Source organism: Motilimonas pumila (assembly GCF_003596335.1).
In the GTDB taxonomy this organism is placed as follows: Bacteria; Pseudomonadota; Gammaproteobacteria; order Enterobacterales; family CBDFNC01; genus Motilimonas; species Motilimonas pumila.
The window spans coordinates 184,445-198,126 of the sequence record NZ_QZCH01000002.1; the positions used below are offsets into that span (position 1 = coordinate 184,445).

General features: G+C 45.7%; 11 protein-coding genes. 5 read left to right on the top strand and 6 right to left on the bottom strand.

From position 1 onward, the window contains the following. Positions 1 to 99: 99 nt before the first annotated feature. Positions 100 to 2,073: an alpha/beta hydrolase family protein gene (locus tag D1Z90_RS03540; protein ID WP_119909358.1), complete on the bottom strand. Its 1,974-nt coding sequence runs from the start codon at positions 2,071 to 2,073 to the stop codon at positions 100 to 102. 161 nt (positions 2,074 to 2,234) lie between these two features. On the opposite strand from D1Z90_RS03540, the gene D1Z90_RS03545 reads away from it, so the two are divergent. The 3 genes from D1Z90_RS03545 to D1Z90_RS03555 all read left to right on the top strand — a co-directional run bounded on the left by D1Z90_RS03545 (position 2,235) and on the right by D1Z90_RS03555 (position 5,477). Next, positions 2,235 to 3,419, top strand: coding sequence for an HDOD domain-containing protein (locus D1Z90_RS03545; RefSeq protein WP_119909359.1), 1,185 nt, complete (start codon positions 2,235 to 2,237; stop codon positions 3,417 to 3,419). A 68-nt stretch (positions 3,420 to 3,487) separates the two neighbouring features. After that, positions 3,488 to 4,510 carry a LacI family DNA-binding transcriptional regulator gene (locus tag D1Z90_RS03550; protein ID WP_119909360.1) on the top strand — a complete coding sequence of 341 codons (1,023 nt, stop codon included), beginning with the start codon at positions 3,488 to 3,490 and terminating at the stop codon, positions 4,508 to 4,510. 94 nt (positions 4,511 to 4,604) lie between these two features. After that, positions 4,605 to 5,477: a hypothetical protein gene (locus D1Z90_RS03555; RefSeq protein ID WP_119909361.1), complete on the top strand. Its 873-nt coding sequence runs from the start codon at positions 4,605 to 4,607 to the stop codon at positions 5,475 to 5,477. A 32-nt stretch (positions 5,478 to 5,509) separates the two neighbouring features. On the opposite strand, the gene glnG is transcribed toward D1Z90_RS03555, so the two are convergent. The 4 genes from glnG to glnA form a co-directional block, all read right to left on the bottom strand. Beyond that, on the bottom strand, positions 5,510 to 6,916 hold the full coding sequence (gene glnG / locus D1Z90_RS03560; protein WP_119909362.1) for a nitrogen regulation protein NR(I): 1,407 nt from the start codon (positions 6,914 to 6,916) through the stop codon (positions 5,510 to 5,512). A gap of 5 nt (positions 6,917 to 6,921) precedes the next feature. Then, positions 6,922 to 7,974, bottom strand: coding sequence for a nitrogen regulation protein NR(II) (gene glnL / locus D1Z90_RS03565; RefSeq protein WP_119909363.1), 1,053 nt, complete (start codon positions 7,972 to 7,974; stop codon positions 6,922 to 6,924). A gap of 92 nt (positions 7,975 to 8,066) precedes the next feature. Next, positions 8,067 to 8,591, bottom strand: coding sequence for a DUF4124 domain-containing protein (locus D1Z90_RS03570; RefSeq protein WP_119909364.1), 525 nt, complete (start codon positions 8,589 to 8,591; stop codon positions 8,067 to 8,069). A 137-nt stretch (positions 8,592 to 8,728) separates the two neighbouring features. Then, the gene (gene glnA / locus D1Z90_RS03575; RefSeq protein ID WP_119909516.1) at positions 8,729 to 10,138 is read right to left on the bottom strand and encodes a glutamate--ammonia ligase; all 1,410 of its coding nucleotides are present in this window, start codon (positions 10,136 to 10,138) and stop codon (positions 8,729 to 8,731) included. Between the two features lie 457 nt (positions 10,139 to 10,595). On the opposite strand from glnA, the gene typA reads away from it, so the two are divergent. Next, positions 10,596 to 12,413 (top strand): translational GTPase TypA, encoded by a 1,818-nt coding sequence (typA, locus tag D1Z90_RS03580; protein ID WP_198419042.1) that lies wholly within the window; start codon positions 10,596 to 10,598, stop codon positions 12,411 to 12,413. An 85-nt stretch (positions 12,414 to 12,498) separates the two neighbouring features. On the opposite strand, the gene D1Z90_RS03585 is transcribed toward typA, so the two are convergent. Beyond that, entirely contained in the window at positions 12,499 to 12,900 is a 402-nt protein-coding gene (locus D1Z90_RS03585; RefSeq protein ID WP_119909366.1) for a flagellar basal body-associated protein FliL, read from the bottom strand. A 189-nt stretch (positions 12,901 to 13,089) separates the two neighbouring features. Here D1Z90_RS03585 and D1Z90_RS03590 point away from each other — a divergent pair, with 189 nt between their 5' ends. Further along, positions 13,090 to 13,680 carry a chorismate--pyruvate lyase family protein gene (locus D1Z90_RS03590; protein WP_158587047.1) on the top strand — a complete coding sequence of 197 codons (591 nt, stop codon included), beginning with the start codon at positions 13,090 to 13,092 and terminating at the stop codon, positions 13,678 to 13,680. Positions 13,681 to 13,682: the final 2 nt, after the last annotated feature.

The following is a 13,682-nucleotide window of genomic DNA, read 5'->3' on the forward strand; positions in this document are numbered from 1 at the left end:
CAATGAGGACTTGAAAGTATAACAGGCTAGATGCTTGGGTGAGTACACTCAGCGTGGCGCCAAAGAGAAAGGTTGCTTCGTCTTTGGCGCGGCGTAGGCCTAGTTAGCGCCTACGGTAAGATTAGGATTTGCTGGGCATTGAGCGAAGAAGTTAAGCATTTCATCATAGAAATGTTGTTGGTTATGTTCCAACACAAAACCGTGGCCCTCATCTTGTTTGAGCATATAGTTAACCGTGACCCCGCGTTGGCGTAATGCGCTGACCATCTGATCTGACTCCTGCTGTTTCACTCTAGGATCGTTTGCGCCGTGGGCTATAAACAGCGGCACTTTGATTTTATCGGCATGATGGTAAGGTGAAATGGCCTCGAGATCTTTTCTTGCGGTGTAAGGGTTGCCTACCATTTTCATCCAAAAATCTCTGCCTATCCCCCATGAAGGCTCCATATTGGTTAGAAAGGTCAATAAATTAGAAATGCCTACATAGCTAATCCCACACGCGTAAAGATCTGGCGTAAACGTTAATCCTGCCAATGTTGCGTAACCACCATAAGACGCGCCATAAATTCTGACTTGGCGCGGGTCGGCAATACCTTGCTCGATGGCCCACTTAACTCCGTCGGTGAGGTCGTGTTGCATCACGCCTTTACCCATCTGTAACTCACTGCTGAGTAAGTAATCTCTACCATAGCTGCCAGAGCCATGATAATTGACTTGCAATACGGCATAACCTTGACTTGCAAGCAGCTGAACTTCTGGATTAAAACCCCAAGTGTCGTAAATGCCAAAGGGGCCTCCATGAGGTAACACAACCATGGGAGCGGGTGTATCTTTGGCATTGATAGGCCGAGTTAAAAAGCCATTTACCAAGGCGTTATTTCTGTTTTTAAAGCTAATTGGTGTCATGTTGGCCAGGGGTTGTTGATTGAGCCAGGGGGCCGACTGGCCTAACTCTCGAACGGTTGCTTGGCTTTGATTCACGATGAAGAACTGACCTGGTTGAATATCTGAATAGGCGTGAATGGTTAGCAAAGCGCCATCGTCAGACCAAGAGCTAATATAGTAATTCAAGTCGGTGTGTGCTCGAATCAATTGATCTAACTGGTTACCTTGTGCGGTTAGTGGTTTGAGTGTGCCTTTACCTTCATTGTATTGCACCATTGAAATATCTTCATCGCCAGGCAATTGCCATGTTTGCGCGACGTCGTTATCTGGATGGCTAAACACACTCTGCTTGGTGAGTGTTTGATAGTCATATTTGACTAATTCAGTGGTATTGCTGTCGATATTGGAAAGGGCGTAAAACTCTTGTTTATTGTCATTGAAGCCAATAATTTGCAGGACCTCCTGCTTTAGGTCTAACGTTTCAAATCGAGTGAAAGCAATTTCATCCGCGCCTTTATAAAGCATGTCTAACTTTTCATACTTGCCATCGTCATTTGCGTTCCATTTGGACACGATGCGGGTATTGCCATCGTTATCAAGTAATGGGTTGAATATGCCACGGTTAAAATCAAATAACGCTATCAATGAACCCGTTTCTATGTCCAAGGAATAAGCATGGAAGTATCTGCGGTCTATTTTGTTTAAATAGACGATAAGTTTGCCCGGTTGATTCTTGATGCGCTGAGTGTAGACATTTGATTCACCAGAAAAGCCGGTTAATTGAGTTTGCTCACCGGTATGAATGTTGAGTTTGTGCAGTATGAAAACTTCATTGCCTTGATCATCTTGCCGAAAGCCAAGGTGATTGTCGTCCAGCCAAAGTTGGCTGCGAATATCACGAACACTGTTGAAGGTGAGTTGTTTGTCTTTGCCCTGAATTCGAACAAACAACTCAAGTTGGCCTGTTTCACTGCGTTTTAAGAAGCTGAGCGCTTGGCCTGAAGGGGACAGTTTAAAGTCGGCCAGTTGCGGTTTTTTAAAAAACAGGTCGACTTCAGGATGTTGCACCTGATAGCTGCTGTCTACTTCATCCATGGTAACTAAGGCAACTTCAGGAGATGGGGCCGGTTTAGACGTACTGTTACAGGCCGCCAAAAAAATTATGCTAAATAAAGGCCAATACTTCAAAGTGATTCCTTTTTGGTTCTTGATGTTTTTTTTATATGAAGGTGTATGCTAACAAAAAGGGTTAAAAAATAATTTTTTTTTGATTCTATTTCAGCGTGAGATCCTTAATACTCTAACTATCACGGAGTGAAACCCCATTCGCTAGCCAAAGAGAACACGCTTTGCCAAGTCCAAACGCCACAGTCGAAAAGATCCACAAACAATTTGAGCACTACCTAATAGGAAAAAACTATATCCTTGGCGATGCATTTTTAAATGATGGCCTAGAGCTTGAGCTGTTAGAGAAAGAAGAAGCTGCCGAGCAACCAAAGACAGGGTGGACGCAGCGGGTATTGCTAGATGTTGAAAAGCAGCGAGTTGAAAAAGAGTTAGCTGCTAAAGCAAAACGTCAGAAACAACAACAAGTGGTGGCGAACTACTTTAATCAGCGTTTGGTGAAAGACATTTTGTTACAACTTTCCGACTCTCAAGGTGTGTTAACGCATTTATTGCGGTTACCTCAAAACACCGTGGATTTATTGTTAGCTTTGTCTTTGCCGTACCCTCGACTGTCGAGCCTTGCGACGTTGATAGAGCAGACCCCGGAAATTAAACGGCGGTTATTCTTTTTAGTCAGTAGCCACGATTTTATGAATTTGCTTGGTCGTAAGCCGCGTGTGGTAAAAGACACTCAGGCGGCTGTGGGCTTGTTGGGCGTCGAGCTACTTAAGCAAATGGTCCCGGCGATGATTTTTAAATACCGCATTCGCCTCTATAACAGCGTTTCTCCAGGGTTTGGTAAGAAACTCTGGCGTCATCTTTTAACCTCAGGTTTAAGCACCTCTTTTTTATTACAGCAATCTGGCTATAAACGGCCAGCGGAAGGTTTGATTCTAGCTGGGCTTAAGTTCTTAGGGCATATGGCTTGCTTGCAGCAGTTTCAACGCTCGTTTGATGAAACCATGGTGGAATGTTTAAACGAAGCTCGTCAAAAAGGGGATAAGCGTTTTCATGATTTGCTGTTTGACGTGGAAGCAGACGCTAAAATTTTAGAAAAACTACTGTCTGAGCAAGCCCTTGAGTTTAGCTTAGACCTTGCCAAAACCGCCTTTTCTGAGCAAGCCCCGCAATTGGTTCAAGCAATCCGGGAAGAACTATCCGACACCCGGTTTGAGCAACGGGGCGTGTTGGGCAAAGCCCTTTATAGTGGTATTCGCTTTTCAATGTTTGAGCAATTACGTGTGGCCAAATTATTACAGCAAGAAGACGTCAGCCCGTGGCGTCAATATTGCCACTTAGAAATGGCTGACTTTAAGTCGATGCATCAACAAGATATGTCACGAATAAACTACGCACAATTCAAATAATCCTGTTGTTTTTGGCTTTTATCTTAGCGCCTTAATGCTAGTATTAGTGCTCGCAAAGGAGAGCTAAGATGAGCCAAGGAAAAAAACGCAAAGGGAGCGGCAGAGTCACGATTGCCGACGTTGCTAAACATGCCGGAGTGGGGTCGATGACCGTCTCGCGGGCGTTGCGTACTCCCGATAAAGTCTCCGATGTTTTGCGTGAAAAAGTGCTCAACTCAGTGGCAGAGCTGGGCTATATTCCCAATTTCGCAGCGGGCGCTTTGGCGTCATCCAGCTCCAACATTATTGCTGTGATCATGCCATCGTTGGCCGACTTCTCCACCAACGAAATCACTAAAGCATTGCAACGAAAGCTTGAGCCGGCGGGTTACCAACTGCTTTTTACAGCATCGAATTTTGATGTGCAAGAAGAAGAAAGCTTAGTGAAAGCCTTGCTGCAACATGCGCCAGCAGCCATGTTATTGCCAGGCACACCGCACACAGGACAAACTCTAAAATACCTTAAAAGTAATCAGCTACCTGTGGTTGAGTTATCTGCGCTAACTCATACACCCATTCATATTAATGTGGGCGTGGATCATCATGCGTCGGCGTATCAACTTACCAAGTTCATGTATATGAAAGGCTATCGCAATATTGCTTTTGTGGGGGCCCATACGGATTTTGGTCGGTTTGCCATGCGACTCGCAGGTTGGCAGAAAGCCATGCTCGACCATAATATGCCAAGCCATCGTATTTTACTGGATTTTGAAGATGCCAATATTACTGCCGGTGCCGACAGCTTGGCTGTGTTAAAGCAAAAGTGGCCAGAACTAGACGCGGTAATATGCAGCCACAGTGAATTGGCCGCAGGGTTAATTTTGCAAGCTGGTCAGACCGGTATTGACGTGCCCGGGCAATTAGCCATTGCTACTTTTGAAGATCCTAATTTATGTACCGCGCTAAAGCCGAGCCTGACCACAGTGGAAATTCCCTACAAAGAAATTGGTGAGCGAGCTGCTGAGGCATTATTAGCTGCCCTCGCCGGTGACGAATATAGCCCTATGGTGCAAGCGTTGGAATTTCGAATAAAAACACGCGCCAGCACCTGATGAGATCACAGTTCTAAAAATTATGCTTTAACGATCCCTAAATCAAGCCGATGGCTTACTATGTATATTAAGACTATCTCCTGAGGGTTCGTTTATGAGTTCATCTGCAGCGTCATCCGCGGTATCAAGCACCGTTGCTTGGTCGGTGGCGGCTATTGCTATTATTTTGGCCGCTTGGTCCGGTTACGCTTACGTTAACGTCAGCAGCCAAGTCAAACACAGTCAGCAACAAGTGAAACAAGCCAACATCTACCAACGTCAAGCAAGTGATCAGCTCAGCGAGTTAAAGCAGCAGCGTAATACTGCCGTGAAGCAACTCGAAGGGTTACAAGCTCACCTCGACGTCGGACAATCTGCTCAGCAGCAAAGTGAGCAAAAGGCGCAGCAGTTACAGCAAGCGTTAACGGCCAGTGAACAAGCATTAGTACAAGCCAAACAAAGCATCACTGAATTAAACGAGCAGATTAACCTGGCGCAAGCATCGCCGGCAGCAGCCGATCAACAGCAACAGTTGGACATTTTAAGTAAAGAGAACGAAGCCTTAAAGCAGCAGCTTGATGAAGCGCAGCAAGCGCTAGAGGTGGCCAAGTTGACCTTGGCTAATCAACAAGGTGAAGGTTTCGTGATTGAAACGGCGGATCCTGCAACTGATGCGAGCAGTCCGGCGCCCATAGCGCTCGAAAATGAGGCGAATAATGAGGAAGCCACTGCGGCCTCAAGTGGTGATACAGAAAGTACGCCTCCACCCATACTTACCACTGTAGCGCCAAGTATCGAGGCACAAGCAGACACGAGCGATGACAGTGAAACGGTCACTGCAAGCCCTGTAGCGATTGAGGCTGCTAGCCCTACTCCTGAAGTAGAAGGTGCGCAGTCGAGCGCTGATACTGTAACGACAGATAACAGCCCTAATACGATCTCTGAACCAACGCCAGCAGCGGCGCCGTCAGAGCCTGCAACACCCTAGAGAATGAGCAATGAACGACGAAGAGCTGGCGGTTATGCCAGCTCTTTTAGTTTACGGGTAAGGGTATTACGCCCCCAGCCAAGCAATCGCGCTGCTTCTTGCTTATGGCCATGGGTATAAGTGAGTGCCGCGTCTAATAAAATGCGTTCAAATTCAGGTACGGCCTGATTCAATATTTCTGCTTTACCTTGGTGCAATTCTTGCTCTGCCCAGCGTTTGAGCAAGGTTTGCCAAGATTCTATCGATTCACCACTTGCACTGTGATCGGCGGCCGGTAACTGTGTTAATTCAGGCGGCAAATCAGACAGTAAGACTTCTTGGCCGCTTGCCATAACGGTTAACCAGCGGCACACATTTTCAAGTTGCCTCACGTTACCAGGCCAGCTTAGGTCAGAGAGGTAATCTTGCACGTCTGGGTGCAAGCTTTTGACTTCAACGCTGAGTTCTTTGGCTGCGCTCGCAAGAAAGTGTTGTGCCAGTTTAACGATATCTTCTCGGCGTTCGTGTAATGCAGGGATGTGAATGCGAATAACGTTGAGGCGGTGAAATAAGTCTTCCCTGAAATCACCCTCTGCCACCTTTTGCTCCAAATCTTGGTGAGTAGCTGCGATAATTCTAACGTCTACTTTCACAGCCGAGTGGCCACCCACACGGTAAAATTGGCCGTCTGCTAACACTCGCAGTAACCGAGTTTGAATGTCCAGCGGCATGTCACCTATCTCGTCCAGAAATAAGGTGCCGCCGTTGGCTTGCTCAAAGCGGCCTTGGCGTACCGAGTTAGCCCCTGTAAAGGCGCCTTTTTCATGGCCAAACAACTCCGACTCAATTAAATCTTTCGGGATTGCGGCCATGTTTAAAGCGATAAATGGGTTTTGTTTACGTGGGCTGTGTTTATGCAATGCATGGGCAACCAACTCTTTGCCTGTGCCAGATTGGCCATTAATTAACACGCTGATACTGGAACGAGACAGGCGGCCAATGGCACGAAAGACTTCTTGCATCGCGGGCGCTTCGCCAATGATCTCTGGTGCGGGAGAGGTGGGCTCAGCGGCACGTTTTTGGGTGCTGTTTTCCCTGGCATGCGCCAAGGCGCGTTCAACTAATGCAACAGCTTCATCGATATCAAAAGGCTTAGGTAAGTACTCAAAGGCCCCTGCTTGGTAAGCATTTACTGCGCTGTCTAAATCTGAGTGAGCCGTCATAATGATCACCGGCAAGTCGGGGTATTCTTGTTGAATACGGCCTAACAAGTCTATGCCGTCAATGCCTGGCATACGGATATCGGAAATGATAACTTCGGGTTGCTCTATGCTTAATTGCTGCCACAGCAAATCGCCGTCGGCAAAGCTTTGCGCGCTAATGCCGGCAGGGGCAAGCGCTTTTTCTAATACCCATCGGATTGAGCTGTCGTCATCGACGATCCAGACGTTCTCTGTCATGTGTGTTATTTCCTTAAGGGTAATTGAATGACGAATTCGGTATGGCCGGGCCAGCTATTGCACTCGATTTTACCTTTGTGCTGGTTAACGAGGTTTTGAGCAATCGATAAGCCTAGGCCGGTGCCACCATCACGCCCGGTGACCATAGGGTAGAAAAGCGTGTCTTTTAATTCCGCGGGAATGCCTGGGCCATTATCTAAAATACTGATCTCAGCCGCTAAGCGATACCTTTGACCATGAATCGTTACCTGATGCGCGGTGCGGGTTTTCAGCGTGATCTCACCACCACTTGGCAGCGCTTGTACGGCATTTTGCACTATGTTGAGAAACGCTTGTTGCATCTGATCTTGCTGCATTTCAAAGTCGGGAATACTGGGGTCATAATCAATTTTTAGGCTGATGTTATCGCTTTTCGACAAATTGACCAGTTGCCTGACCTTTTCCAGTACGCTGTGAACATTATGAATTTCTTGCTGACCGGGTTTTTGTGGGCCTAATAAGCGGTCGACAAGGTTACGCAGCCTGTCAGCTTGCTCAATGATAATGCCTGTGAATTCTTGTAAGTCTTTAGAGGGTAATTGTTTTTCGAGCAACTGCGCGGCTCCCCTAAGACCACCCAATGGGTTTTTGATTTCGTGGGCTAAGCCTCGAACTAATTCTTTCGCTGCTTGTTGCTGCGTATGCTGGTAAATTTCTTGGCTGATGCGTTTTTGATGGGCTACTTGGCGCATTTCAATCAAGGCGTAAACTTGTTCGTCTTGATAAAACGGGCTAGCCGTAAACTCCACCGTGGTGGCTTGACTATCAATCACCAGCGTGACTTCACTATCGGTGAAACTGTTGCCCGATTTTAAGGTGTTGCGAATATGGCGAAAGTCTAAACTTGTGTGCTCAAGAAGTTGGTCAAAGTGATAGCCTTGCAGTCGTTTACTGCTTTGCGCTAGCAATTGTTCGGCTGCAGGATTGCTGTAAGAAATCTTCATGGCTTGGTCGAGCATAAAGACGGCTGAAACCAAGTTATCTAAAATTGCACAGCACGTTTTTGGATCCGTCTGCAAAGGTACGCCCTCATCCTGCGCACCATTTTGGTGCGGTGTAAGTTAAGTGTAACTTGCATGCACCAAATTAGCTTAAAAAAGCCGGTTTTTTGTTATCTCAAACCCGCTCTGTGAAGGTGCACAGTTATAGAGGATGTAGATGCAATTATCTTGCCGCCTTTATCAATTAATTGCACTTGTAGCGTGTGGGTGCCACGGTCGATATTTGTCGCTTTGAGAGAGGTGCTTTTTATCTTACCGCCCAATGGCTTACCATCAATCAGCAGTTGCAGCGAATGATCGCCGTCAAACTCAGGCGTAACCTCAACATTAACAAAAATATTGCCAGAGTTGTCGCGAATGGTGCCATCATTTTCTGGGCTAATAATACGCGCTTGGTAGTTAACGGTTTTTTCTTTGGCTGCAGCTTGTTCGGCTTTAGCTGCTGGGGTTTGATTGCTCGCTTTCATCGGCACTTTATGGCTGGGCGAGATTTTAATATGGACTTTTTTTGCGCCTGCTACGGCTTTGTCTGAATAATGGACAACGCCATTATCATCAACCCAGCGATAGACTTTATCTTGGCTTGCAAAGCCGTGCCAACTGACTAATAACAAAGACAAGATGATGTATTTCATTGTGACATTCCTAGTTAATACTGAGACAGTTTGTATGAACTCAGAAAAGAAGGCAAGTCGCGAGAGTAGGTTGCGTGCGTTGCCACAAAAAAACCCGCTAAAAAGCGGGTTTTTAAATAGGCTTTTTTTACTGGCTCTTATACAGAGTAGTAAAGTTGGTACTCAAGTGGGTGAGTAGCCATGTTTACAGCTTCAACGTCTTGAGACTTAAGCTCGATGTAAGAATCGATGAAGTCATCAGAGAATACGCCGCCAGAAGTTAGGAACTCACGGTCCGCGTCTAGACACTCTAGCGCTTCTTTTAGAGAGTAAGCAACTTGTGGGATTGCTGCAGCTTCTTCAGCTGGAAGATCGTATAGATCTTTATCCATTGCATCGCCAGGGTGGATCTTGTTTTTGATACCGTCAAGGCCAGCCATTAGCATTGCAGAGAATGCTAGGTATGGGTTAGCTGTTGGATCCGCGAAACGCACTTCGATACGACGTGCTTTTGGCGATGGTACTACTGGGATACGGATAGATGCACTACGGTTACGCGCAGAGTAAGCTAGCATTACAGGTGCTTCGAAACCAGGTACAAGACGCTTGTACGAGTTAGTTGAAGCGTTAGCGAATGCGTTGATTGCTTTAGCGTGCTTGATGATACCGCCGATGTAGTAAAGTGCAGTCTCAGACATGCCACCGTATACGTCACCAGAGAAAAGGTTCACGCCGTCTTTAGCAAGAGATTGGTGAACGTGCATGCCGCTACCGTTATCGCCAACAAGAGGTTTAGGCATGAAAGTCGCTGTTTTACCGTATGCGTGAGCAACGTTATGAACAACGTACTTGTAGATTTGGATTTCATCAGCTTTGCTAACTAGCGTGTTGAAACGACAAGCGATTTCGTTTTGACCCGCAGTAGCTACTTCGTGGTGATGAGCTTCAACAACTAGGCCCATGTCTTCCATTACTAGACACATAGCGCTACGGATGTCTTGTGAAGAGTCAACAGGTGCTACTGGGAAGTAACCGCCTTTAACGCCTGGACGGTGACCAGTGTTACCGTCTTCGTACTCTTTACCAGTGTTCCAACAAGCTTCTTTGTCGTCAACGCTGTAGTAAGAGTTACCCATTTCGTTGCCGTAACGTACGTCATCGAATAAGAAGAATTCTGGCTCAGGACCGATTAGTACTGTATCTGCGATGCCAGTAGCACGCATGTAATCTTCAGCGCGTTTAGCAACAGAACGTGGGTCACGGTCGTAACCTTGCATTGTGTCAGGTTCTAGGATGTCACAACGGATGTTCAGCGTTGTTTCATCTGTGAATGGGTCAAGTACTGCAGTTGCAGGATCTGGCATCATTACCATGTCAGATTTGTCGATGCCTTTCCAACCAGATATTGAAGAGCCGTCGAACATTTTACCTTCACTGAAGAAATCTTCATCAACTTGGTGATGTGGGATAGAGATGTGTTGCTCTTTACCCTTAGTATCAGTGAAACGTAAGTCTACGAATTTAACTTCCTGCTCTTTGATTAGAGCTAAAACGCTTTCTGCGGACATGCTTTTATAACCTCCGGTGTCATCAAACAATTTGATGGCTGATTTAAATAAACAATCTTAAATGTTGCTGGTACAGCTGTATGCTAAAACCATGCCAGATTGTTAACCCTTGAAAAATAAGGCCTGGCAGTAAATTACCGCCGAGCTAACTCGATCCTTTGCACTTATTTGGTGCGTCCATGGATCTTTCTGGTGCAACACCTTGGTGCACAGCAGAGTAAGTTGCGCGTTATTAATAGCAGACAGGGGCGTTTTCGGCAATTGCATTCAATGACCCGTGATAGTTTTTTATGAAAAAATCATTTCTTTGTGTTTATTCGCTATTCTATAGGCTGAGAAAAGCGGCAATTTTAGGCAGCTGATGAAATGTGATCGCATTAAAACTATTTTATTTCATCATTGATCTATACAATACGCCCAATTTTTACCCAAACACGAAATTTGAGGCATCCAAGCTGTGTTAGAAAAATTGAGAAATATCGCAATCATTGCGCACGTTGACCACGGTAAAACAACCCTAGTTGATAAACTGTTACAACAGTCTGGCACGTTAGTAACACGTGGCGACGCTGAAGAGCGAGTGATGGACTCTAACGATCTTGAAAAAGAGCGTGGCATTACCATCCTTGCAAAAAACACAGCAATTGAATGGAACGACTACCACATCAATATCGTAGATACTCCTGGACACGCCGATTTTGGTGGTGAAGTAGAGCGTATCTTATCGATGGTAGATTCGGTACTACTGTTAGTAGATGCTGCTGATGGCCCAATGCCACAAACGCGCTTTGTAACACAAAAAGCGTTTGCTCAAGGCCTCAAGCCAATCGTGGTAATCAACAAGGTTGATAAGCCAAGCGCACGTCCTGATTGGGTAATGGACCAAGTCTTTGATCTGTTCGATAACTTAGGTGCTACCGACGATCAACTGGACTTCCAAGTGGTTTACGCTTCTGCGCTTAACGGTTTTGCGACCTTAGACCCTGAAGAGCCTTCAGAAAACATGGAACCTTTGTTCCAAGCTATCGTTGACAACGTTTCTGCTCCAGACGCAGATCCAGAAGGCGATTTTCAAATGCAAATCTCACAGCTAGATTACAACTCTTACGTAGGTGTTATCGGTGTGGGTCGTGTGTCTCGCGGTAAAGTTAAAGTGAATCAGCAAGTAACCGTGGTTGGTGCTGATGGCAAAACGCGCAACGGTAAAGTTGGCCAGGTACTGGGTTACTTAGGACTAGAGCGTCATGACGTTGCTGAAGCGCAAGCCGGCGACATCATTGCTGTTTCAGGTTTAGGTGAACTAAAAATCTCTGACACCATTTGTGATCAGAACAACGTAGAAGCGCTGCCTCCGCTGTCGGTTGATGAGCCAACCGTAACCGTGACTTTCCAAGTAAACAACTCGCCGTTTGCTGGTAAAGAAGGTAAGTACGTTACTTCTCGTAACATTCTTGAGCGCCTAGAAAAAGAACTGGTTCACAACGTGGCATTGCGCGTCGAAGAAACCGATGATCCTGACAAGTTCCGTGTATCAGGTCGTGGTGAACTTCACTTAGGCATTCTTATCGAGAACATGCGCCGTGAAGGTTTTGAACTAGCGGTATCTCGCCCTGAAGTAATCATCAAAGAAGAAAATGGTGAGAAGCTTGAGCCTTACGAAAGCGTAACCGTGGACGTGGAAGAAGAGCACCAAGGTTCTATCATGGAGCAGCTAGGTCTTCGCAAAGGCGAGATGACAGACATGTCTCCAGATGGTAAAGGCCGTATCCGTATGGACTTTATGATTCCAAGCCGTGGCTTGATTGGTTTCCAAACTGAGTTTATGACATTAACGTCAGGCTCGGGTTTGTTGTACCACACGTTTGATCACTACGGTCCACACAAAGGTGGCATCATTGGTCAACGTAAAAACGGCGTATTGATTGCAAACGCTACCGGTAAAGCATTGACTAACGCCTTGTTTAACCTGCAAGAGCGTGGCCGTATGATGGTTGAACACGGTACCGAAGTTTATGAAGGTATGGTTATTGGTATTCACAGTCGTGATAACGATCTGACTGTCAACGCCCTAAAAGGTAAGCAGCTAACTAACGTACGAGCTTCAGGTACTGATGAAGCGCAAGTACTGACTCCTGCTATCAAGATGACCCTTGAGCAAGCAATGGAATTCATCGATGATGACGAGCTAGTAGAAGTTACGCCAGAGAGCATTCGTGTGCGCAAGAGACACCTGACTGAATCTGACCGTAAGCGTGCTTCTCGCGCTGCTAAATAGTATCCAGTAGCACTAAAAAAAGCCCAATAATTTTATTATTGGGCTTTTTTATTTATATCTAGTATCAACTACAGGCGCTGAATCGCTATTGATATAGATACTTAGTGAAAATCACTTCAGCAACGGCTTTATTGCCTTCTTCTTGTACTAGCAGCTTATTGATTGCCTCCAGGCACTCATTGCGGATTTCATCTCGGCCAGAAAGGGATTTTATTTGCTGTTCACTTTTTTGACCAAGAATCTCTATAATCGCATCTCTCAAAAGTGGGTCATGGTGCTGTAGGATCGTTAAATCACTGGAGTTTTCCAATTGCAACTCGACGGCCATTCTGACGTAACCAATCCGCTTTCCTGGTTTGATATAGTTGGTAATGATATCTGGCTCTAAGGCATAATATGCATACCCTGCAGTTTTACCTTCTTCTTCAGCAAAACTAAAAGAAGAAAAGAAGAAAAGAAGAATGAGTGGTAAAATGCCTTTTTTCATTACGGGTTCCATCTGGATAGCAAACACGTTTAATATAAGAGACAAATTCTAGGTGAAACTTGAGTCTGTGTTAAGTCTAATACTCGAAGATTTATATCTAAGGCCCATATTTTATTTTATTATTGGCTTTGTTTGATTATATGTATGTCTATTTTTTGTTTATAAGCCGGTTAGAAGAGGGTGTTCGCGTTGTTGTATGATATCACCCATGTAAACGAAGAAATCAAAAAGCTACGTTTCCCCTTAGGTTGTCGGTCTGACTGGCATCCTGTTCCTCAAGTTCAGATACTCTCCGATGGCCTCACTTCTTGGCTCAGTGAAACGGGCTCCTTAACTGCGAGACTACAGCAACATTGCAAGCGCTTTGTGGTGCAAGTTATTGGCCAAGAAGAGGTGCCAGCAGACAAGCACGAAATACAGGTATTGGGTAATGATAATAATGGCTTTATCATTCGTGAAGTACTGCTTTGGTGTGATGACCAGCCTTGGGTATATGCACGTACAGTGATCCCTAAAACAACGATCACCAATTTAGGTCAAGAAATAGAACATTTGGGCGACAGACCCCTTGGCGCTTTTTTGTTTAATACCGAAGGGATGACCAGAGGCGTCATTGAGGTTGCGGAATTTCAACCGGGCTCTGCTCTTTTCTCTTTTGCGCAAGCAATCTCTCCACTGCCTATCGCCAATATATGGGGGCGACGATCGGTTTTTAAGATCTCAAACAACGCGCTTTTAGTTCAAGAAGTCTTCTTGCCTGCAGCGCAGGCATACCGATAAGG

Excerpts from the sequence above, each read along its gene's own strand:
- D1Z90_RS03555 (WP_119909361.1), top strand. The coding sequence starts at position 4,605 with ATGAGTTCATCTGCAGCGTCATCCGCGGTATCAAGCACCGTTGCTTGG.
- D1Z90_RS03570 (WP_119909364.1), bottom strand. The coding sequence starts at position 8,591 with ATGAAATACATCATCTTGTCTTTGTTATTAGTCAGTTGGCACGGCTTT.
- D1Z90_RS03550 (WP_119909360.1), top strand. The coding sequence starts at position 3,488 with ATGAGCCAAGGAAAAAAACGCAAAGGGAGCGGCAGAGTCACGATTGCC.
- glnG (WP_119909362.1), bottom strand. The coding sequence starts at position 6,916 with ATGACAGAGAACGTCTGGATCGTCGATGACGACAGCTCAATCCGATGG.
- glnA (WP_119909516.1), bottom strand. The coding sequence starts at position 10,138 with ATGTCCGCAGAAAGCGTTTTAGCTCTAATCAAAGAGCAGGAAGTTAAA.
- D1Z90_RS03585 (WP_119909366.1), bottom strand. The coding sequence starts at position 12,900 with ATGAAAAAAGGCATTTTACCACTCATTCTTCTTTTCTTCTTTTCTTCT.